11 protein-coding genes are annotated in these 19603 nt (G+C 67.3%); 7 read left to right on the top strand and 4 right to left on the bottom strand.

Annotated features, from left to right (window positions below; all coding sequences use genetic code 11):
* Window positions 1–5: 5 nt before the first annotated feature.
* Complete coding sequence (locus ACL58G_RS16195) at window positions 6–2981, bottom strand: CHASE domain-containing protein (protein ID WP_440967892.1); 2976 nt, start codon at window positions 2979–2981, stop codon at window positions 6–8.
* 87 nt (window positions 2982–3068) lie between these two features.
* On the opposite strand from ACL58G_RS16195, the gene ACL58G_RS16190 reads away from it, so the two are divergent.
* Both ACL58G_RS16190 and ACL58G_RS16185 read left to right on the top strand, forming a co-directional pair.
* Window positions 3069–5108, top strand: coding sequence for a prolyl oligopeptidase family serine peptidase (locus tag ACL58G_RS16190; RefSeq protein WP_440967890.1), 2040 nt, complete (start codon window positions 3069–3071; stop codon window positions 5106–5108).
* 222 nt (window positions 5109–5330) lie between these two features.
* Window positions 5331–5549: a helix-turn-helix domain-containing protein gene (locus ACL58G_RS16185; RefSeq protein ID WP_219845242.1), complete on the top strand. Its 219-nt coding sequence runs from the start codon at window positions 5331–5333 to the stop codon at window positions 5547–5549.
* Here the strand turns inward: ACL58G_RS16185 and ACL58G_RS16180 are convergent.
* Window positions 5524–6255: a helix-turn-helix transcriptional regulator gene (locus tag ACL58G_RS16180; RefSeq protein ID WP_413340171.1), complete on the bottom strand. Its 732-nt coding sequence runs from the start codon at window positions 6253–6255 to the stop codon at window positions 5524–5526. The two genes, ACL58G_RS16185 and ACL58G_RS16180, sit on opposite strands and share 26 nt — an antisense overlap.
* A 394-nt stretch (window positions 6256–6649) precedes the next feature.
* Between ACL58G_RS16180 and ACL58G_RS16175 the strand changes: the two genes are divergently transcribed.
* Together ACL58G_RS16175 and ACL58G_RS16170 are read left to right on the top strand one after the other, a co-directional pair.
* Window positions 6650–11563, top strand: coding sequence for a response regulator (locus ACL58G_RS16175; RefSeq protein ID WP_440967888.1), 4914 nt, complete (start codon window positions 6650–6652; stop codon window positions 11561–11563).
* Window positions 11563–12417, top strand: a complete 855-nt coding sequence (locus ACL58G_RS16170; protein WP_440967887.1) for a CheR family methyltransferase — start codon at window positions 11563–11565, stop codon at window positions 12415–12417. Before ACL58G_RS16175 ends, ACL58G_RS16170 begins: the two co-directional genes overlap by 1 nt.
* Before the next feature lie 111 nt (window positions 12418–12528).
* On the opposite strand, the gene ACL58G_RS16165 is transcribed toward ACL58G_RS16170, so the two are convergent.
* Complete coding sequence (locus ACL58G_RS16165; RefSeq protein WP_440967885.1) at window positions 12529–13152, bottom strand: glutathione S-transferase family protein; 624 nt, start codon at window positions 13150–13152, stop codon at window positions 12529–12531.
* Window positions 13153–13311: 159 nt separating this feature from the next.
* Between ACL58G_RS16165 and ACL58G_RS16160 the strand changes: the two genes are divergently transcribed.
* Complete coding sequence (locus ACL58G_RS16160; RefSeq protein ID WP_440967883.1) at window positions 13312–16014, top strand: M1 family metallopeptidase; 2703 nt, start codon at window positions 13312–13314, stop codon at window positions 16012–16014.
* Window positions 16015–16148: 134 nt separating this feature from the next.
* Here ACL58G_RS16160 and glpD read toward each other — a convergent pair whose 3' ends face one another.
* A complete protein-coding gene (gene glpD / locus ACL58G_RS16155) occupies window positions 16149–17699 on the bottom strand; it encodes a glycerol-3-phosphate dehydrogenase (RefSeq protein WP_440967881.1) in 1551 nt (516 codons plus the stop codon).
* 166 nt (window positions 17700–17865) lie between these two features.
* Here glpD and ACL58G_RS16150 point away from each other — a divergent pair, with 166 nt between their 5' ends.
* A complete protein-coding gene (locus ACL58G_RS16150) occupies window positions 17866–18492 on the top strand; it encodes a phosphohydrolase (protein WP_440967880.1) in 627 nt (208 codons plus the stop codon).
* Window positions 18489–19304 carry an SIR2 family NAD-dependent protein deacylase gene (locus tag ACL58G_RS16145; RefSeq protein ID WP_440967879.1) on the top strand — a complete coding sequence of 272 codons (816 nt, stop codon included), beginning with the start codon at window positions 18489–18491 and terminating at the stop codon, window positions 19302–19304. Before ACL58G_RS16150 ends, ACL58G_RS16145 begins: the two co-directional genes overlap by 4 nt.
* The last annotated feature ends 299 nt before the right edge of the window (window positions 19305–19603 follow it).

The following is a 19603-nucleotide window of genomic DNA, read 5'->3' as shown; positions in this document are numbered from 1 at the left end:
AGAGCTCAGGCCCGGCGATCCTGCTGGCGCGCGCCCAGTTCGGCGAGGATGTGGCGTTCGAGCCGCGGCAGCAGGCCGCGCAGCCGGGCCGCCAGCGTGCGGGCCTGGTCCCGCGCGCCCGGCTCGGCCTGGCGTTCCAGATCGGCGCACAGGTCGCCGCAGACGTTGGCGAAATTCAGCGCCCCGACCGTGCGCGCCGCCGATTTGAGGCGGTGCGCCGCCGCCGCCGCCCGGGCCGGCTCCTGCGCCACCAGCGCGCGGTCGATCTCGTGCATGCCGTCGCGGGCCGTGTCCAGGAACAGGAACGCGTATTTGCGCATGCGCTCCGGCTGGCCGCCGAACGCATCGGACAGCACGCCCAGGTCGAGCAGCGTGACCACCCTCGGGGCATCCGGGACGTCCGGCCGCGGTACGCCGCGGCCGAGCGCACGCGCGATCGTCGCAATCAGCGTCTCGGGCGCCGCCGGCTTCGTCAGGAATTCATCCATGCCGGCCGCGAGGCAGCGGGCCTGGTCCTCGATCCCGGCATTCGCCGTCATCGCGATCACTTTCAGGCCCGCCAGCCGGGCATCCGCGCGGATGCGGCGCGTGGCCTCGCAGCCGTCCATCACGGGCATCTGCACGTCCATCAGGACGCAGTCGACAGACACTCCCGCCAGCCGGTCCAACGCCTGGGCGCCATCGTCCGCGACGACGACGCACGCGCCGGCATCCTCCAGCAGCTCGCGCGCCACCAGCTGGTTGAACGCATTGTCCTCGACGAGCAGGATCGTGCAGCCGGCCAGAGCCCCCGGTTCCGACGGCGGCGCCGGCGCCGCGGCACGCGGGGCCGTCATCGGCCGCAGGCGCACCGTGAACCAGAACGTGCTGCCCTGCCCCGGCACGCTCGTCGCGCCGACTTCGCCGCCCATCAACTCCGCCAGCTGCTTGCTGATGACGAGACCGAGGCCCGTGCCGCCGTGCACGCGCGTCGACGACGGATCGGCCTGGTGGAACGGCGTGAACAGCTGCGCCAGGTCGTCCGCCGCGATGCCGATGCCGCGATCCTCGACCTCGAAGCGCACGAGCACGTCGGCCCCCACCGTCCGTTCGACGCGGGCCCGCACGTGGATGGCGCCGTGGTCGGAAAACTTGATGGCGTTGCCGACGAAATTCAGCAGCACCTGTTCCAGCCGCAGCGGATCGCCGCGGACGGGCCATTTCAGCTCGGGCGCCACGTCGAACACGAGCTCGAGGCCGCGCGCCGACGCCTGCGCGCCCAGCTGGCTCTCGACGTTGCGCTTCAGCGCGTCGAACGTGAAGTCGCGCGGTTCCAGCTCGACCTTGCCGGCCTCGATCTTGGAAAAGTCGAGGATGTGGTTGATGATGCCCAGCAGGTGCTGCGCCGAATGCTGGATCTTGCCCAGGTAGTCGCGCTGCTTCGGGTCTTCCGCGCGCTTGCCCGCCAGGTAGGCCATGCCGATGATGCTGTTCATCGGCGTGCGGATCTCGTGGCTCATGTTGGACAGGAAGTCGCTCTTGGCGCGGCTCGCCGCGTCGGCCTGCGCCTTCAGCGCGTGCAGTTCCGTCACGTCCGTCGACACGCACAGCACCGCCCCTGCGTCGCCATCGCCGGCGAAGCGCACGGGCACCTTCACGCTCCACAACTGGCGCGCGACGCCGTCGCTGCCGGCAAAGGCGTTCTGCACCGCGCGCTTTTCGCCCAGTTCCAGCACGGGCCGGTCCAGCGCCCACAGCGCGTCGGCCTGCGCGGGCGGCATCACCTCGCGGTCGCGCCGCCCCACGATCTCGTGCGCCGGCAGGCCGCAGGCGGCGGCCATCTTCGCGTTGACGTAGCGGTAGCGGCGGTCGCGGTCCTTCAGGTAGACGTAGGCGTCGACGTTGTCCAGCACGAGGTCGAGCAGCCGGCGCTGGTCCACGGCCGTCTTGCGCGAGCGGGCCAGGTTGAGGAACAGCGCAAACGCGAGGAGTGTCGCGCCAAAGCCGCCCGCGCCCGCCAGCCAGGGGAAGACGCGGCCGAAACCGTCGACGAGGTCGGCGCGGCGGGCGACGAAGCGGGCCTTCCACAGGTTGTCGTCGAAGCGCACGGGCAGCACCGTTTCCATCAGGTCGCCGGCATTCTTCAGCGCCGCGCCGGCGCCGTCGTACAGCAGGTTGTCCGCCTCGTTGACGTGCAGCGGGCCGGCCGCCCGGCTGTCGGCGGCGGCATACAGCTGCAGCGCGACCGGCTGGTCGCCGCCCGGGAGCGCGCCGCGCACGAGGGCCGGCACGGAAAAGCCGATGCCGACGGAGCCCGCGTACGCGGCGCGCCGGCCTTCGACGTCGGGCGGAACGGCGCCGTCCGTGCGGTAGACGGGCATGCGCAGGCCCAGTCCGAGATGGCGCACGGGGTGCTCCACGACGATGGGCTTGCCGGATGCCGTCATGCGGCCGCTGTCGCGCGCCCGCTCGAGCGCCTGCGCGACCGCGGGCGCGCCGCCCGCCAGGTCCGCACCGGCCTTTTCCGCCAGCCAAGGCTCCAGGTAAGTCAGCACGGTGTGCGCGGGACGCCGCAAGGCGGGCCGGATCGTGAAGCCGGGATAGCCGGCCGGGTCGAGGCTGCGGTCCGCGCGCACGCCCGCGACGAACGCATCGCGCGCGCCCGCCTCCACGTACGCCGCGTAGTTGACCGATTCGAGCGCCGGATAGTGCTCGGCCACGCCCAGCGCCTGGACGTAACGGTGGAATTCCAGCCGTGTGACGGAGCCGCTTGCCTGGAATAGCCCGGCCAGGCCCCGCACGACGTCCGCATACGAATGCACGGCGCCGGCCAGTTGCTGGCGGCCGGTGCGCGCCAGGTGGTCGAAGCGGGCCTGCGTCTCGATGTCGACCGTGTGCGCCGCGCCCAGGTACAACCCGGCGCCGGCGAGCAGGGCCAATGCGACCCCGCCGGCCCAAAGCGCGGCTGTCTTTCCCGTGTTGCGCGTCGTGATGTCACCCATGGCCTAATTGCCGTACGGAAATTTTTAGATGTTTGCTAGTATGTCCGAATCAGGCCGAAATGGCGAGCTCAACAATAAGGAATGCATATGCGTGAAGCGGATAATGGACATCTCGACCCCTGGTTGTGGCTGGAAGACGTCGATTCCGACCGCGCGCTCGGCTGGGTGGCCGAACGCAACGCGGAGACGGAGCGCGAACTCACCGCCCTTCCCGGCTACGCGGCCTTGCGCACGCGGCTGAAGACGATCCTCGATTCGCGCGACCGCATCCCCTACGCCGGCCACCACGCCGGCCGCTTCTACAACTTCTGGCGCGACGCCGACCACGAACGCGGGATCTGGCGCCGCACGACGCTGGACGAGTACCGCAAGCCGGCGCCCGCCTGGGAAACGGTGCTGGACCTGGACGTCCTGGCCCGCCTTGAAAGCGAGAACTGGGTGTGGGCGGGCGTGACGTTCCTGGAGCCGCACGGCACGCGCTGCCTCGTCTCGCTGTCGCGCGGCGGCGGCGATGCCCACGTCGTGCGCGAGTTCGACGTGGCGACGCTGTCCTTCGTCGACGGCGGCTTCACCTTGCCGGAAGCGAAGTCGAGCGTCGGCTGGATCGACGCGGACACGCTGTTCGTCGCCACCGACTTCGGCCCCGACTCGATGACCGAATCCGGCTACCCGCGCATCGTCAAGGCGTGGCAGCGCGGCACGCCGCTGAGCGAAGCCACGCTCGTCTACGCAGCGCGGGAAGACGACCTGTCGGTCTCCGCCTGGCACGACCCGACACCGGGCCACGAGCGCCAGTTCGTGCTGCGCCAGATCGATTTCTACAGCAGCGAGCTGTTCCTGCGCGATCCCGCGCGCGGCCAGCTTGAGCCCATCGACAAACCGCTGGACGCGAACGCGTTCGCGCTGCGCGACCAGTTCATCGTCGAACTGCGCTCGGACTGGACGCTTGGGGACCGCACGTGGCCGCAGGGCGCCCTGCTCGCCATCGGATTCGACGGTTTCCTGGAAGGCAGCCGCGATTTCGACGTGCTGTTCGAACCCACGCCGGCGACGTCGCTGGACGGCATCGCGGCGACGCGAGGAGCGCTTTTCCTCACGATCCTCGACAACGTCAAGAACCGGATCATCGAATGGCAGCACGTGGATGGCCGCTGGCAACGCCGCGACGTCGACGCACCCGGCATGGGCGCGCTGCACGTCTCCGCCGTCGACGAGTACGACTCGGACCAGGCGTTTCTCACCGTGACCGACTTCCTCACGCCGAGCAGCCTGTACCTGATCGAGGCCGGCCGCGACGGGCGCGAACTGTTGAAGTCGATGCCGGCGTTCTTCGATGCGTCGCCCTATGCCGTCAGCCAGTTCACGGCGGAGTCGCCGGACGGCACGCACGTCCCGTACTTCGTCGTGATGCGCAAGGACGCGCCGCTGGACGGCACGCATCCGACCCTGCTGTACGGCTACGGCGGCTTCGAAGTGTCGCTGACGCCGTTCTACAGCGGCACGACGGGCGAGGCATGGCTGGCGCAGGGTGGCGTATATGTCCTGGCGAACATCCGCGGCGGCGGCGAGTTCGGGCCGCGCTGGCACCAGGCGGCGTTGAAGGAAAACCGGCAAAAGGCGTTCGACGATTTCCTCGCGGTCGCCGGGGACGTCATCCGGCGCGGCATCACGACCCCGCCCCACCTGGGCATCATGGGCGGCAGCAATGGCGGATTGCTCGTGGGCGCGGCCCTGACGCAGCGGCCGGACCTGTTCGGCGCCGTCGCCTGCCAGGTGCCGCTGCTGGACATGCGCCGCTATCACGAGCTGCTGGCCGGCGCGTCGTGGATCGGCGAGTACGGCGACCCGGACGATCCCGACGAATGGGACTACATTGCCCGCTACTCGCCCTATCACAACGTCTCGCCGGACAAGCAGTATCCGCGCGTGCTGTTCACGACGTCCACCCGCGACGACCGCGTCCACCCGGGCCACGCGCGCAAGATGGCGGCGCGGATGCGCGACCAGGGGCACGACGTGCTGTACTGGGAAAACACGGAGGGCGGCCATGCCGGCGCGGCGAACAACGAGCAGACGGCGACGATGTGGGCGCTGACCTATGCTTTTCTTTTGAGGAAACTCAAGTAATTGCACCTCGTAAACGCTGGACGTGACCTATTTCGCCGGTAACCATCAGTTAGCAAGCTAACGCAACCAGCACATTCGATAAGAAACTAGCAGGGTTGCTAGGACGCTAAATGAATGTTGCATGGAATACTTGTTTCTCACACATCTTTCCATGGAGGAGCGGCGATGGCTAATGATTTCGTTACCGAAGCAAGCCTGCGGGAACCGTCGGCAGGCAACCTGATGATGAAAACGCCCGCATCCCTGGCGCCCTCCATCAGCGATCTAAAAAAATACCGGATCAGCAAGCGCGAGAGCCAGGAGAAATTCTGGGGCCGATTTGGCGTCACGCAATCCAGCGGCAGCCGTTTCGAAACGGGTCTGGCCATTCCGGCCCCGGTCGCGTTGCTGTTGAAACTCTATGTCAACGGCAAGCTCAACGATGGTGATCTTCTGGGGTAATCAACCCCAGCGAGATGGCCCTCACGACCGCCTGTTGCCGGGTGTTGACGTTGAACTTCTGGCGAATATTGCCCATGTGGAAGTTCACCGTCGCCTCGGAACAGCCGGTGATTTTTGAAATTTCCCACGACGATTTGCCCACCATGACCCAGTTGAGCACCTCCAGCTCGCGCGGGGTCAGGCGCGGCGCCGCCTCCTGCACAGGCGGCGGACAGAAACGCACGCCCGACGCGTACGCATAATCCCGCACCAGCGCCAGATCGGGCAGCATGCTCGTGACGTCGCGCAGGAACGCATTATCCGCCGCCGTGTCGACGGCAAAACTCAGCAGGCCAAACTCCCCGTTCGGACCATGGATCGGAAACGTCACGCCGGCGCGGATGCCGTACGTGCACGCTTCTTCATACAGCGCGCGCTGGGCCGGGCTGCGGAAGATTTCCGGCTGCCAGATCAACGGCAAGGTGGTGGCGAGGCAATGGCTGACGACGGGATCGACATAGGCGAACCGCTCGGCGTCATAGCGTTCGCGCCATTTTGTCGGGTAATTGCTCTGTATAAATGCGTTCTCGAGCCGCGCGTGGCGCGAGCCCGACATGCCGAACAAGACCTTTTCGAATCCATAGTGGCGGCCGAGGGCGAACAGCGCTTCGCCCCAACTGGACGCGGTGTCGGTATGTAACAACTCGTCTAAATCGACGGTCTTCATGGATGCCTCGCGCTGTTTGAATGGGGTGTAATGACACCCCGCTATGCTAGTTGAGTTGTAACCAAAAAGCACGAAAAATTGGTCTTTTATTCATTATGGCAGAGCCATGACATTGGATCAGTTGTCGTTCCGATACATGTTGAACAACGTCCTCCATCGAATCGTGCGCCAGTCTTTACGACTTTCGAATATCCTCGCGCGAATTGTCCATTTAAAATTTCAAAAATGCAAGTTTATGGTGGATTCGTAACAATCCTGTCTGTCAGGCATATGCATGCTTGACTTGACCGGACACGGGTGTATCGTTGCGTTTCCTTAGCATTTAACAATGCGCGTTGTCTGAAGACCATGCGCGCCAGCCCCCTTCCGCTTTCTCTTCGAGGATCTTTAGTCAATGAATAACATGACCGACATGGCTGAACAGCTCGATGTCAAGCTGCTGCTGTCCACGCTGATGGCGCTGAAAAAAGGCGACTTCTCGGTGCGCATGCCGTCCGACTGGACCGGCGTGTCCGGCAAGATCGCCGATACCTTGAACGACATCATCGAGACCAAGGAAAAAATGGTCGAGGCGGTCACCGAAGTGTCGCGCGTCGTGGGCCGCGAAGGTCATCTGACGCAGCGCGCCTCGGTGCCCGGCGTCGTGGGCGGCTGGTCCACCATCATCAGCTCGGTCAATACGCTGATCGACGACCTCGTGCGCCCGACGACGGAAATGGCGCGCGTCATCGGCGCCGTCGCGAAGGGCGATTTGTCGCAGACGATGGCGCTGGAAGTGGACGGCCACCCGCTGAAAGGCCAGTACCTGCGCGCGGCGACGACCGCAAACACGATGGTGGAACAGCTGTCGTCGTTCTCGTCCGAGGTGACGCGCGTGGCGCGGGAGGTCGGTACCGAGGGCAAGCTGGGCGGCCAGGCGTACGTCCCCGGCGTCGCGGGCACGTGGAAGGACTTGACGGACTCCGTGAACTCGATGGCGGGCAACCTGACGTCGCAGGTGCGTAACATCGCGGAGGTGACCACCGCCGTGGCGAACGGCGACTTGTCGAAGAAGATCACGGTGGACGTGCGCGGCGAGATCCTGCAGCTGAAGGACACCATCAACGTGATGGTGGACCAGCTCCGCTCCTTCGCGTCCGAGGTGACCCGCGTGGCGAGGGAGGTCGGCACGGAAGGCAAGCTCGGCGGCCAGGCCTACGTGCCCGGCGTCGCGGGCACGTGGAAGGACTTGACCGACAACGTGAACTTCATGGCGTCCAACCTCACGGGCCAGGTGCGTAACATCGCGGCCGTGACGACCGCGGTGGCGAACGGCGACCTCGGTAAGAAGATTACCGTGGACGTGAAGGGCGAGATCCTCGAGCTGAAGAACACCATCAACGTGATGGTGGACCAGCTGTCCTCGTTCGCATCGGAGGTGACCCGCGTCGCCAGGGAGGTCGGCACGGAAGGCAAGCTCGGCGGCCAGGCCATGGTGAAAGGCGTCGCGGGCACGTGGAAGGACTTGACGGACTCCGTGAACTCGATGGCAGGCAACCTCACGGGCCAGGTGCGTAACATCGCGGACGTGACGACCGCCGTGGCGAACGGCGACCTGTCGAAGAAGATCACGGTGGACGTGAAGGGCGAGATTCTCGAACTGAAGAACACCATCAACGTGATGGTCGACCAGCTGAACTCCTTCGCGTCCGAGGTGACCCGCGTGGCGCGGGAAGTGGGTACGGAAGGCAAGCTCGGCGGCCAGGCGAACGTGCCCGGCGTCGCGGGTACGTGGAAAGACCTGACGGACGGCGTGAACTCGATGGCGGGTAACCTGACGGCGCAGGTGCGTAACATCGCCGACGTGACGACCGCCGTGGCGAACGGCGACCTGTCGAAGAAGATCACGGTGGACGTGAAGGGCGAGATCCTGGAACTGAAGAACACCATCAACGTGATGGTGGACCAGTTGTCCTCGTTCGCATCGGAGGTGACCCGCGTGGCGCGCGAGGTGGGTACCGAGGGCAAGCTGGGCGGCCAGGCGTACGTGCCGGGCGTCGGCGGTACCTGGAAAGACCTGACGGATAACGTGAACTTCATGGCATCGAACCTGACGGGCCAGGTGCGTAACATCGCGGCGGTGACCACCGCCGTGGCGCGCGGCGACCTGTCGAAGAAGATCACGGTGGACGTAAAGGGCGAGATTCTCGAACTGAAGGACACCATCAACGTGATGGTGGACCAGCTGTCGTCGTTCGCCTCCGAGGTGACCCGCGTGGCGCGCGAGGTGGGTACCGAGGGCAAGCTGGGTGGCCAGGCCAACGTGTCCGGTGTCGCGGGTACGTGGAAGGACTTGACGGAGAACGTCAACCAGCTGGCGGCCAACCTCACGAACCAGATGCGCGCGATCGGTGAAGTGGCGACGGCGGTGACGCGCGGCGACCTCTCGCGTTCCATCCAGGTGGAGGCGCGCGGCGAGGTGTCCTACCTGAAGGACAACATCAACGAGATGATCCGCAACCTGAAGGAGACGACGCAGAAGAACGCGCAGCAGGACTGGCTGAAGACCAACCTGGCGCGCTTCACCCGACTGCTGCAGGGCCAGCGCGACCTGCAGGCCGTGACGAAGCTGATCCTGTCCGAACTGGCGCCGCTCGTCTCGGCGCACCACGGCGTGTTCTACATGATGGATTCGCAGGAAGCCGACGCTCGCCTGCGCATGATCGCCTCGTACGGCTACCGTTCGAGCAGAAAGCTGCCGACGTCGTTCCTGCCGGGCGAAGGCCTCGTGGGCCAGTGCGCGCTGGAGAAGACCCGCATCTGGCTGACGGACGTCCCGCGCGACTACATCGTCGTGTCGTCCGGCCTCGGTTCCGCGCCGCCGACGAACATCGTCGTGCTGCCGATCCTGTTCGAACAGCAGGTCAAGGCCGTCATCGAGATCGCGTCGCTGGACCGCTTCACGGAAACCCACCTCTCCTTCCTCGACCAGCTGATGGAATCGATCGGCGTCGTGCTGAACACGATCGAGGCGAACAGCCGGACGGAATCGCTGCTGACCCAGTCGCAGTCGCTGGCGCAGGAACTGCAGCAGACGAACCAGGAGCTGGCGGAAAAGGCGCGCCTGCTGTCCGAGCAGAACATCGAGGTGGAACGCAAGAACCGCGAGGTGGAACAGGCGAAGCTGGCGCTGGAAGAAAAGGCCACGCAGCTGGCGCTGTCGTCGAAATATAAATCCGAGTTCCTGGCCAATATGTCGCACGAGCTGCGCACGCCGTTGAACTCGCTGCTGATCCTCGCGCAGCAGCTGTCCGACAACCCGGAAGGCAACCTGTCGTCCAAGCAGGTGGAATTCGCGAAGACGATCCACGGCTCCGGCTCCGACCTGCTGACCCTGATTAACGACATTCTCGACCTGTCGAAGATCGAGTCGGGTACGGTCACGCTGGACGTGTCGGAATACCGCTTCTCGAACCTGCGCAACTACGTGGACCGCACGTTCCGCCACATGGCCGAGGCGAAGCATCTCGGCTTCTCGGTGGAGCTGGCGGACAACCTGCCGACCGCGGTCATGACCGACACGACGCGCCTGCAGCAGGTCCTGAAGAACCTGCTGTCGAACGCGTTCAAGTTCACGAGCCACGGCAACGTGTCGCTGACGATCAGCCTCGTGACGAGCGGCTGGACGGCCGACCACCCGCACCTGCTGCATGCGGACGCCGTGCTGGCGTTCTCCGTGCGCGATACGGGCGTCGGCATCCCGGCCGACAAGCTGCAGCTGATCTTCGAGGCATTCCAGCAGGCCGACGGCTCCACCGCCCGCAAATACGGCGGCACGGGCCTGGGCCTGTCGATCTCGCGCGAACTGGCGCGTCTGCTGGGCGGCGAAATCCGCGTCGAGTCGACCGTGAACATCGGTTCCACGTTCACGCTGTACCTGCCGTACAACCGCGCGGGCTTCATCAACTACGAACAGACCCGCCAGCCGCAACCGGCACGCCTCGCGCCGCCGCAGCCGCAACCGTCGGCCCTGCCGGCACCCACTATGCTGCTGGAAGTGGAGCCGCAACCCGTCACCAGCGTCACCCTGACCGACCCGTCGAACAGCCTGGTCGAATACGCGGCCATGCTGGACGACCGCGGCCTGATCGTGCCGGGCGACCCGTCCGTGCTGATCGTCGAGGACGACGAGCGCTTCGCCAAGACGCTGCTCGAATTCGTGCGCGAAAAGAACTTCAAGGGCATCGTCACGCACCGCGGCGATTCCGCGCTGTCCCTCGCCCGCGACTACCTGCCGTCCGCGATCCTGCTCGACATCGACCTGCCGGACATCGACGGCTTCACGGTGCTCGACCGCCTGAAACGCGACCCGAGCACGCGCCACATCCCCGTGCACGTGATGTCGTCGCTGCGCGAGCGCGAGCGCGCGCTGCGCCAGGGCGCGATCTCGTACATCAACAAGCCCGTGAGCCGCGAGATGCTGCAGGAAGAATTCAAGCGCATCCAGAAGTTCCTCATGGGCGGCAAGCGTTCGCTGCTCGTCGTCGAGGACGACATGGCGCAGCGCGAATCGATCGTCGGCCTGATCGGCGATTCCGACGTGCGCATCGTGACGGCGGAAGACGGCAAGGCGGCGCTGGAGGCGCTGGCGCAGCAGCACTTCGATTGCATGGTGCTGGACCTCACGCTGCCCGACATCTCCGGCTTCGACCTGCTCGACCAGATCGGCAAGCAGCAAGCGTTGCGCGACCTGCCGATCGTGATCTACACGGCGCAGGAACTGTCGCGCAAGGAGGTCACGAAGCTGAAGCGCTATGCCAAGACCATCGTCGTCAAGGATGCGCGCTCGCCGGAACGCCTGCTCGACGAGACCGCGCTGTTCCTGCACCGCTCGCAGGCCAGCCTGCCGGAGACGCAGCGCCGCATGCTGGAAGAGATCCACGCGGCGGACGGCGGCCTCGCCGGCCGCAAGGTCCTCATCGTCGACGATGACCTGCGCAACATCTTCGCGCTGTCGTCGCTGCTGGAGCGCCAGCAGATGCAGGTGCTGTTCGCCGAGAACGGCCGCGACGGCATCGAGGTGCTGGAAAAGGACCCGGCCATCGAGATCGTCCTCATGGACATCATGATGCCGGAGATGGACGGCTACGACACGATGCGCGCCATCCGCCGCATCCCGAAGTTCAAGTCGCTGCCGATCATCACGCTGACCGCGAAAGCGATGAAGGGTGACCGCGACAAGTGCATCGCCGCGGGCGCGTCCGACTACATCACCAAGCCGGTCGACGTCGCCCAGCTGCTGTCGATGATGCGCGTCTGGTTGCACTGATGACGTCCGTAGCGAATACCTGGACCGGCCTCGCGGCCGGGCTGGCGGTCGAGGAGCTGGAAACGGAGCTGCTGCTGGAGGCACTATTCCAGCGCTACGGCCACGAGTTCCGCGGCTACGACCGGGCGTACCTGCGCCGGCGGCTGGGCGACGCGATGCGCGGTCATGGCGCCGCCACCTTGTCCGGCCTGCAGGAAAAGGTATTGCACGCCCCGCTTGCCGCGTCCGCGCTGCTGCGCATGCTGGCGCCGCAGCCCGTCGACCTGTTCGAGAACACGGGCCACACGCAGCGCCTGCGCACCGTGCTGGCGCCGTCGCTGCGTGCGTGGCCCGTGCCGCGCGTATGGCTGGCGGAATGCGCGGGCGTCGGCGAAGCGTGGGGTCTCGCCATCGTGCTGGCGGAAGAAGGCGTGCTGGGCAAGCTGGACATCCACGCGACCCTCGCCAACGAGGAACTCGTGGCCGAGATGCAGGACGCGTGGCTGCCCGTGGCCGAGCTGGACGCCGCGCAGACCCGCTACGCCGCGAGCGGCGGCCATGCCGCGCTGTCGACGTACTTCGAAGTGCGCGACGGCCAGGCGCGCCTGCAGCCGCAACTGCGCCGGCGCATCACGTGGTCGCAGTACAGCCTCGTGACGGATGCGTCGTTCAACGAATTCCAGGCGATCCTGTGCTGCGGCGCGCTGTCCGACTTCGGGCCCGTGCTGCGCCAGCGCGTGCTGCGGCTGTTCCACGACAGCCTCGCGCGCTTCGGCGTGCTGTGCCTGGACCGGCCGCTGGCCGTGTCGGATGCGTATGCGGGGACGTACCAGTCGATCGAGGGGGATCGGCCGTGGTACAAGCGGGTTGGATAGCAGACTGGCGTCATCCCCGCGAAAGCGGGGATCCATGCTGAGGTTCCGAAGTCGCAAAGATATCGAACCCTGAAGCTCAGTATGGGTTCCCGCTTCCGCGGGAACGACGACTCATACGATCCGGGCGCTCGACCGCTCCGCAATCCTGTCCCGCCACGCCTGCAAATTCGTCAGCCCCTCGTCCGACGGCCTGAACTTCATCAGCCCGCGCGCAAACTCCAGCGCGCAGAACCCCGTGATGTCGGCGATCGTGAAGCGCTCGCCCGCCAGGAAATCGCGGTCCGACAGCACGCCGTCGAGCCAGCGCGCGGTCTCGCGCACCCTGGCGCCCTGCGCCGCGCCGAAGTCGGGAAACTGCGGCTGTTCCAGCGGCGCGAGGCCCGGATGCGTGTGGCGCACGCAGTTGGCGATGCGCAGGAACAGCTGCAGTTCGCAGCGGCGGTCCATCATCTCGATGAACGCACGCTCCTCGAAGTCCTCGCCCATCAGGTTCGGGTTCGGATACTTCCCCTCCAGGTAAGTACAGATGGCACGCGTCTCCGCCAGCGTGCGGCCGTCGGGCAGTTCCAGCACGGGCACCTGCGCCATCGGATTGAGCTGGGCGAACGCCTCGCTGCGGTGCTCGGCCTTGCCCAGGTCGATCTGCACCGTCGCGACGTCCGTGATGCCCTTCTCGGCCATGAACATCAGGACGCGGCGCGGGCTCGGCGCGCGGGTGCTCGTGTACAGTTTCATCCAGCGTCTCCTCATTCGATTGGCGCCGCCGATCATAACGCATCCTGTCCTTTTGCTCATTTGACAGCGTGCGCGGTTTAACCGTAGATTCCCGGCTTGGCCGCGCGCGTCCATCCGACATCACGCGCGGGTCCGACATACATACACGACAGGATTTCCATGCACCGCAAGCTGCTTTCCGCCGCCGTCGCCCCAGCTTTTACCCTTGCTCTGGCGACCGCCCCCTTTCACGTCGGCGCCGCGCCTACCCGCGCAAGCGCGACGGCGAACGCCGACACCACCACGCAACTGCCGCGCGGCGTCGTCCCGACGCATTACCAGGTCGCGCTCACGCCGGACGCCGCCAACGCCTCGTTCGGCGCCCGCGCCGTCGTCACGATCAACGTGGCCGAGGCCACCAGCACGATCACGCTGAACGCGGCCGAGCTGAAATTCTCGAAAGTGACGCTGGCACCGGCGGCCGGCGGCGCCGAACGCGAAGCCTCGGTCGCCGTCGACAACGATGCCCAGACCGCCACGTTCACGTTCGCCCAGCCGATCGCACCGGGCATGTACCGCCTGGCGATGGACTACACGGGCGCGATCGGCACGCAGGCCGTCGGCCTGTTCTCGCTGGACTATCCCGGCGCGGACGGCAAGCAGCGGCGCGCGCTGTACACGCAGTTCGAGAACTCGGACGCGCGCCGCGTGATCCCATCCTGGGACGAGCCCGCGTACAAGGCCAGCTTCGCGCTGGACGTCGTCGTGCCGGCCGCCCAGATGGCGGTCAGTAACATGCCGGCGACGAAAACGGAGACCCTGCCGGACGGCCGCAAGCGCGTGAGTTTCGCGACCACGCCGAAGATGTCGACCTACCTGCTGTTCTTCGCGCTCGGCGACTTCGAGCGCGCGGCCGCGAAGGTGGACGGCACGGAGATCGGCGTCGTCACCCGCCGCGGCGCGGTGCCGCAGGCGAAGTTCGCGCTCGATGCGTCGCAGGCCATCCTGCGCGAATACAACGATTATTTCGGCGTACGCTACCCGCTGCCGAAGCTGGACAACGTGGCCGGCGCGGGCCGCAGCCAGTTCTTCAGCGCGATGGAAAACTGGGGCGCGATCTTCACGTTCGAATACGCGCTGCTGCTCGACCCCGCGATCGCCACGCAGCACGACCGCGAAGAGATCTTCGCCACCGCCGCGCACGAGATGGCGCACCAGTGGTTCGGCGACCTCGTGACGATGCGCTGGTGGGACGACCTGTGGCTCAACGAAGGCTTCGCATCGTGGATGGAGAGCCGCACGACCGCGCGCCTGCATCCGGAATGGAACACGCACCTGGGCGCCGTCGGCGTGCGCGAAAGCGCGATGCGGCGCGACTCGGTCGCCGGCACGCACCCCGTCGTGCAGCACGTGGAGACGGTCGAACAGGCCAACCAGGCCTTCGACGAGATCACGTACTCCAAAGGCGAATCCGTCATCCGCATGCTGGAAGCCTATGTGGGCGCGAACGCGTGGCGCAACGGCGTGCGCGCGTACATGAAGGCGCACGCGTACGGCAACACGGTGTCGGACGACCTGTGGAAGCAGATCGAGAAGGCGGCCGGCAAGCCCGTCACCGCGATCGCCCACGATTTCACGCTGCAGCCGGGCGTCCCGCTGATCAAGGTGGGCGAGCCGGCGTGCCGGAACAATGCGACCACGGTGGCGCTGACGCAGGCCGAATTCACGCGCGACCGCGCCGACAAGGCGCCGCTGGCCTGGCGCGTGCCCGTGATCGCGCAGATCGCCGGCAGCACAAGGCAGTCCACGAAGCAGGCGAGCACGCTCGTCACGGGCGGCAAAGGCACGATCACGATCCCCGGCTGCGGCGCCGTCCTCGTCAACGCGGGCCAGAGCGGCTACTACCGCACGCTGTACTCCTCCGCCGATTTCGCCCAGCTGGCCACGCGCTTCGCCAGCCTGGCGCCGATCGACCAGATCGGCCTGCTGGCCGACAGCAGCGCCCTGGGCCAGGCCGGCCTGCAGCCCGCGTCCGACGTGCTGGACCTCGTGCAGGCGACGCCCGCCGGCGCCGATCCGGCCGTGTGGACGCGCATCGCCGCACTGCTCGACGGCGTCCACAACCGCTACCGCGAACAGGCCCGCGGCGGCGACGCGACCCGCCAGAAGCGTTTCGACACGTTCGCGATCGCGCGCCTGGCACCGCTGATGGCGCAGGTCGGCTGGACTGCGCGCCCGGGCGAAGCGTCGTCCGTCGCCAACCTGCGCGAAGAGCTGGTCAATGTGCTGAGCGACCTCGGCGACGCCAACGTCATCGCCGAAGCGCGCCGCCGCTATGCCGCGCTGGCGACGGACGCCAGCGCCGTGCCGGGACCGCTGCGCAAGACGGTGATGGGCGTCGTCGCCCAGCACGCGGACGCCGCCACGTGGGACCAGCTGCACCTGGCCGCCCGCAACGAGACGACGCCGCTCGTGCGCGACCAGCGCTACACCCTGCTGGCCGCGACCGAAGACCGCGCGCTCGCCATGCGCGCGCTGCAACTCGCGCTGACGGACGAACCGGGCCTCACGATCAGCGCCGAGATGATCTCGGAAGTGGCGCTGCGTTATCCGGACATGGCGTTCGACTTCGCGATCGCGAACCTCGCGCAGATCAACGACCGCGTGGACGCGAGCTCGCGCAGCCGCTACCTGGCGCGCCTCGCGACGGGATCGTCGGATCCGGCGATGGTCGACAAACTGGGCGCGTACGCACAGGCGAACCTGGCACCGAGCTCGCGCGGCGACGTCGAGGCGGCCATCGCGGCCATCAAGGACCGCATCCAGGTGAACGCGGCGCGCCTGCCCGAGATCGACGCCTGGCTGGCGAAGAACGGGCGGTAAGCGCTCATGCCGCTCAGATCGTAGGGTGGGCTCCCCGAGCCCACCAAGCGCATGCGATCCGCAAACGTGTGGTGGGCACAGGGTGCCCACCCTACGGGGTCTTCTTCACTGAACGGCATTGGCGGTAAGGCGCGCTATTGCGCGGCGACCGTGCCGCGGCGCCGCGCCGTCAGCCACGCATCGAGACGCTGGGCCGCGCCCGGCGCCACGTGCAGGCCCAGCTTCGTGCGGCGCCACAGGATGTCGTCGGCCGCCATCGCCCATTCCTGGCGCACGAGGTAGTCCGCCTCGACCTCGTACAGGCCCGCCACGATTTCCTCGCCCAGGTCGGCACGCGCGCGGCAGTGCGCCAGCAGCGTGGCCAGGCGCGTGCCGTAGCTGCGGGCATAGCGTGCCAGCAGGCCGTCGGGCAGCCAGGCGAATTGCTGGCGGCGTGTGCGCACCCACGCGTCGTACTCGAGCACCGCGCGCGCGACCGGTTCCTTGCCATACAGGTCGCCGCCCGGCAGGCAGGCATGCGCCGTCCACGCCGGCACCTGGCGGCCCAGCACGGGCCCGATCCAGTCGACGGCCTGTTCGGCGAGCTTGCGGAACGTCGTCACCTTCCCGCCGAACACCGACAGCAGCGGCGCGCCGCCGGCCGTGTCGTGCTCGAAGCGGTAGTCGCGGCTGGCGGACGATGCGCTGCCGCCGCCATCGTCCGCGATCAGCGGCCGCACGCCCGCATAACTCCACACCACATCGTCCGGCCCGATGCGCCGCTCGAAGCAGCGGTTCACGGCGTCGCACAGGTACGCCGTCTCGGCGGGGCTGATGGCGACGCGGTCGACGTCCTGCGCGTCGTGGTCGACGTCCGTCGTGCCCACCAGGGTGAACGCGCCCTCGTACGGCAGCGCGAACACGATGCGGCCGTCCGGCTGCTGCAGCAGGAACGCCTGGTCGCCGTCGAACAGGCGCGGCACGACGATGTGGCTGCCCTTCACGAGCCGCAGGAGGCGTGCCGGGCCGGCGCCCGTCGCCTGCAGAAAGCTGCCCGCCCACGGCCCGGCCGCGTTGACGAGGCAGCGCGCGTGCACGTGGACGGTGCCGTCCGGGCCCTCCAGGTCGGCCTCCCACCGCTTCGCGTCGCGCCGCACCCGTGCGCAGCGCGTGCGCGTGAAGATCGTCGCGCCCCGTTCGCGCGCATCGAGCGCCGCCAGCACGACGAGGCGCGCATCGTCGACCCACGCATCGGAATACGCGAACGCCTGCGTGAAGCGGGGCTGCAGCGCGGCACCGGCCGGGAGATCGCGCAACGCGACCGTGCCTGACGCCGGCAGGAAGTCGCGCCGCGCCAGGTGGTCGTACAGGAACAGGCCGGCGCGGATCATCCATGCCGGACGCTGGCCCGGCGCATGGGGCATCAGGAAGCGCAGCGGCCGGATGATGTGCGGCGCGCTCTTGAGCAGCACTTCGCGCTCCGCCAGCGCCTTGCGCACGAGCCCGAAATGGTATTGCTCCAGATAGCGCAGGCCACCGTGGATCAGCTTGCTCGACGCGGACGACGTGTGCTGCGCGAGGTCGTCCTTTTCGCACAGCACGACGCGCAGGCCGCGCCCGGCCGCGTCGCGCGCGATGCCGGCGCCGTTGATGCCGCCGCCCACGACGAGAACGTCGCACTCGATTCGTTTGCCGTGTTCACCCATGAAGCCGCACTCCGGATTGCCGGGCCCCCGCCCGGCCGCAGCCTACTCTACACCGCGAACGGGGCCCCGTGTTCGGCCACGTCAATCCGGCCGGGGTCGGCCGGCGCGGCCGTGTAGAATCGGGCCATGTCCACCGTTTCATACCACCGCTGACATGGCGCCCGACATGCGCGCCTGGGTCCGCATGCCGTCCGGCAAGCGCCTCGACCTGCTGAATCCGACACCGTTCGACTGGGACGACAGCGACCTCGCCCTCGGCCTCGCGCGCACCTACCGCTGGGGCGGCCACTCGGCGTGGCCGCTGCCGCTGTCCGTGGCCCAGCATTCGATCGCCGTGATGCTGCTGCGGCGCGCGGCATCGCCCACGCCGCTCGCCCCCGTCGTCGAATTGCGCGAGCTGTTGCACGACGCGGAAGAAGGCCTGCTCGGCTTCGACGCCGTCGCGCCGATCAAGCCGTTCCTCGGCGAGGGTTTTCGCGCCCTCACGCGGCGCCTGGAACAGGCCGTGTTCCTGCGCTACCGCCTGCCAGCGTGGACGCCGGCCGAGCACCGGCTCCACAAGCGCGCCGACCGCCTGGCCGCCGCCAGCGAAGCCGTGCACGTGGCGGGCTGGTCTGCGCAGGAAGTGCGCACGACGCTGAAGATCCGCTCCGCCGTGCTGGCGCACGATCCGCTGGTCGACGTGTATGGCTGCGCACCGTGGGAACCGTGGCCGCCGGGCGTCGCCGCCGCACGCTTCCTGGCCGCGCTGGAACATCTGCAGCGCCGCATCGACGAAGGGGACGCCGCGTGAGCGCCGCCGAACTTGCGCGGGCCGCCGCGCTGCTGCGCGATGCCGACGGTCTCCTGATCGGCGCCGGGGCCGGCATCGGCGTCGATTCCGGCCTGCCCGACTTCCGCGGCGACCACGGCTTCTGGCGCGCCTATCCGCCGCTGGCCGCGCTGGGCATCCGCTTCGTCGAGATCGCGAATCCGCGCAACTTCGACAGCAATCCCGAACTGGCCTGGGGCTTCTACGGCCACCGCCTCGCGCTGTATCGCGCCACGGTCCCGCATGCGGGCTTCGCGATCCTGCGCGACCTCGGTGCGCGCCTGAAGCACGGCGCCTTCGTCTTCACGAGCAACGTCGACGGGCAGTTCCAGCGCGCCGGCTTCGGCCAGGACCGTGTCGTGGAATGCCACGGTTCCATCCACCACCTGCAATGCACGCGCCCGTGCAGCGATGCGATCTGGCCGGCCGATGCCGTCGATCCGCTCATCGATCCCGCGACCTGCCTGATGACGCCGCCGCTGCCCCGTTGTCCGCACTGCGGCGCGCTGGCGCGGCCCAACATCCTGATGTTCGGCGACGGCCGCTGGGTGGACGCCCGCAGCGAAGCGCAGTACGCCCGCCTCGACCGCTGGCGCGCGCAGGTGGCGAACCTCGTCGTCATCGAACTGGGGGCCGGCACGGACGTGCCTTCCGTGCGGCGCGTGTGCGAAGCGCAGGGTGCGCCGCTCGTGCGGATCAATCCGCGCGAGCCCGACGTGCGTCCCGGCCGGGGCGTCGGGGTGGCGCTGGGTGCGCTGGACGCCCTGGCGGCACTCCGTGCGGCGCTCGGTTGACTTGATCCTAATCGACCCGAAAATGCTCGATGCCGCATCAAGTCCGCGACCTAAGGCATTGATTCGACGGGATTAATTTTAATATCCACAAGAAATGTGGATAACTGTGTGGACAAGCGCCTCTTGACAAGCCGGAAGCCCAGTATTGGTGCGGGTTTCAACAAACTGCCCATTGAACGGGCAAAAACCAAACTCAATTAAATCAATGACTTACCGTTGCTCGTGTTTTAAGCAGGCACTGGAAATGAGGCAAATTCCTACAAAATCGACCCAGCGTGGATAACTTTGTCACAGTGTTC

It is taken from the genome of Massilia sp. GER05 (assembly GCF_052056005.1).
Classification (GTDB): domain Bacteria; phylum Pseudomonadota; class Gammaproteobacteria; order Burkholderiales; family Burkholderiaceae_D; genus Telluria; species Telluria orientalis.
This window is presented reverse-complemented; position numbering and strand designations above follow the sequence as displayed.

Excerpts from the sequence above, each read along its gene's own strand:
- ACL58G_RS16195 (WP_440967892.1), bottom strand. The coding sequence starts at position 2,981 with ATGGGTGACATCACGACGCGCAACACGGGAAAGACAGCCGCGCTTTGG.
- ACL58G_RS16190 (WP_440967890.1), top strand. The coding sequence starts at position 3,069 with ATGCGTGAAGCGGATAATGGACATCTCGACCCCTGGTTGTGGCTGGAA.
- ACL58G_RS16185 (WP_219845242.1), top strand. The coding sequence starts at position 5,331 with ATGATGAAAACGCCCGCATCCCTGGCGCCCTCCATCAGCGATCTAAAA.
- ACL58G_RS16180 (WP_413340171.1), bottom strand. The coding sequence starts at position 6,255 with ATGAAGACCGTCGATTTAGACGAGTTGTTACATACCGACACCGCGTCC.
- ACL58G_RS16175 (WP_440967888.1), top strand. The coding sequence starts at position 6,650 with ATGAATAACATGACCGACATGGCTGAACAGCTCGATGTCAAGCTGCTG.
- ACL58G_RS16170 (WP_440967887.1), top strand. The coding sequence starts at position 11,563 with ATGACGTCCGTAGCGAATACCTGGACCGGCCTCGCGGCCGGGCTGGCG.
- ACL58G_RS16165 (WP_440967885.1), bottom strand. The coding sequence starts at position 13,152 with ATGAAACTGTACACGAGCACCCGCGCGCCGAGCCCGCGCCGCGTCCTG.
- ACL58G_RS16160 (WP_440967883.1), top strand. The coding sequence starts at position 13,312 with ATGCACCGCAAGCTGCTTTCCGCCGCCGTCGCCCCAGCTTTTACCCTT.
- glpD (WP_440967881.1), bottom strand. The coding sequence starts at position 17,699 with ATGGGTGAACACGGCAAACGAATCGAGTGCGACGTTCTCGTCGTGGGC.
- ACL58G_RS16150 (WP_440967880.1), top strand. The coding sequence starts at position 17,866 with ATGCGCGCCTGGGTCCGCATGCCGTCCGGCAAGCGCCTCGACCTGCTG.